Genomic DNA, 2,028 nt, shown 5'->3' with positions numbered 1-2,028 from the left:
TCTGATGGCAGGCGCGGCACTTGTTCCAGGAGCGCTCGCCGGCGGCGATGTCCTGGGCCGAAGCGGGCGAAGCCGCCGCGAGGGCCGAGGCGACGAGGAGGGCGCGGGTCAGCATGGGCATGAGGGGTCCTTCATTCGACGGGAAAAAAAGGGCCGCGCCGTCAGGGCGCGGCCAGGGAGGTCGCACCACGCGGGAGTCGCGGTGCGGGGGACGCTCAGCTGAACATGTCGGCGGTGATGGCGGCGTACCAGCCGAGATTCTCGGCCTGGTTTTCCTTGCGTAGCGCATCGCTCTCGCCGGGCTGCGACACGAAGGTCTCGGTCGCGGTGATCTTGCCATCCTTGGGCTCGTAGCGGCCGCCGACCTTGATGGTGTCGTCGGTATCGACCAGCGACCAGCAGGTGTTGACGTAGCGCGCCGGGAAGGTCCGGGCGCCGGTCAGCTCGCCGCGGATCGTCATGGCCGCGACCTTGGCCTGGCTGTTGGCCGAGAAGGCCGATTTCGGCATGTCGCCGCCGATGCAGGCATCGCCCAGAACGAAGATCGACGCATCGACAGTGGACTTCATCGTCGCGGCATCGATGGCGCAGTAGCCGCCGGCCGGAGCGAGGCCGGCGCTGCGGGCGATCTCGCCCGCCATCTGAGCGGCAATGACATTGACGAAGGCGCAGTCCTTGTAGGTCTCGAAGCCGGTAACGACGGTGTTGGTCTTCGGATCGACCGACTTGATGCCGTCATGCACCCGCGGGCCGAGCCATTCGATCATCCCGCCATAGCGCTTCTCCCAATCCGCCTGGAACACGCCCTGTTTGGAGAAGCTCTCCTTCGGATCGAGAATGATGATCTTGGCGTCGCTCTTGCCGGCCTTCTTCAGCGCATGGGCGAACATCGAGGCGCGCTCATAGGGTCCGGGTGGGCAGCGATAAGGGTTGGGCGGGGCGATCATGACGATGAGCCCACCATTGGGCACGGCGTCGAGCCTCTGCTTGATCAGCTGGGTCTGGCGGCCGGGCTTCCAGCCATGCGGCATGGTCTCCTCGGCCTCTTTCGACCAGCCCGGCACGGAATCGTATTTCAGGTCGATGCCCGGCGAGACCACGAGCCGGTCATAAGGCAGGCGCTGGCCAGTCGAGAGCACGACCTCCTTCCTGTCACGGTCGATCTGGGTGGCGCGGGCGCGGGCGAGCGCAATGCCATGAGTCTTCGCCAGCGCATCGTAGCGATGGACGATCTCGTCATAGGTCTTGAAGCCGCCGAGATAGAGGTTGGAGTGGAAGCAGGTCTGGTAGGTCTCGTTTTCCTCGATCAGGGTCACCGCGATCGCGCCCTGGCTGTCCTTCGCGAGGTAGCGCGCGGCGGTCGCGCCGCCGGCGCCGCCGCCGATGACCACGACGCGCGGCTTGGCCTGGCCGAGAACGGCCGGCGCGCCGAGGCCGAGCGTCGCCGAAGCGGAGAGGCCCGTCAGAATGAGAGAGCGACGATCGAGATGCATGGCTGATCTCCCCTTTGTTGTTCTGTTTATGGGGCGCGCCCATCGATGCGCGCCGCTGGTCTCTCGGCGGGCCTAGCCCGGCGGCTTCAGGCTCTCGTAATAGGCGGCGAGGGCCAGGATCTCCTCCTCGGTCAGACGCGCCGCGATCGTCTGCATCACGTCGTTGCTGCGCTGCCTCGTCCGGTAGGCGTCCATCAGCGCGAGGAACTGGTCGGCAGGATGACCGACGATCGCGGGAATGCCGCCGACCTGCCGGCCGCTGGTCTGGTGGCAGGCCGTGCATTCGGAGGAGAGATATTCCCCGAGCGCCTTGTCGCCGGAGGCCAGAGCGGGACCGCCGGAGAGCGAGGCCGCGAGGGCGACGAAGCTGAACCAGCCGGGCGACTGCCGGGAACTCCGCATCAGTCGACCTTCGGCGCCGATTTCGAATCGGGCGTGACGTCGAGCACCGCGGCGCGCCCCGTGATCTTCACCTCCGGTTTGCAGTTCGTCATGCAGGGCTCCTTGCCCCAGAACGCTTTTTCGGACGTCTCGC

General features: G+C 66.7%; 2 protein-coding genes. Both read right to left on the bottom strand.

The features are described from left to right. Positions 1–215: 215 nt before the first annotated feature. On the bottom strand, positions 216–1,493 hold the full coding sequence (locus AX750_RS17025; protein WP_066733795.1) for an NAD(P)/FAD-dependent oxidoreductase: 1,278 nt from the start codon (positions 1,491–1,493) through the stop codon (positions 216–218). Positions 1,494–1,565: 72 nt separating this feature from the next. After that, positions 1,566–1,895: a c-type cytochrome gene (locus tag AX750_RS17020; RefSeq protein WP_066724383.1), complete on the bottom strand. Its 330-nt coding sequence runs from the start codon at positions 1,893–1,895 to the stop codon at positions 1,566–1,568. Between the last annotated feature and the right edge of the window lie 133 nt (positions 1,896–2,028).

The organism is Methylobacterium sp. CCH7-A2 (assembly GCF_001557075.1).
Classification (GTDB): Bacteria; Pseudomonadota; Alphaproteobacteria; order Rhizobiales; family Beijerinckiaceae; genus Allobosea; species Allobosea massiliensis.
Note: the sequence above shows the minus strand (reverse complement) of the source record. Positions and strands in the feature narration are given on the sequence as shown.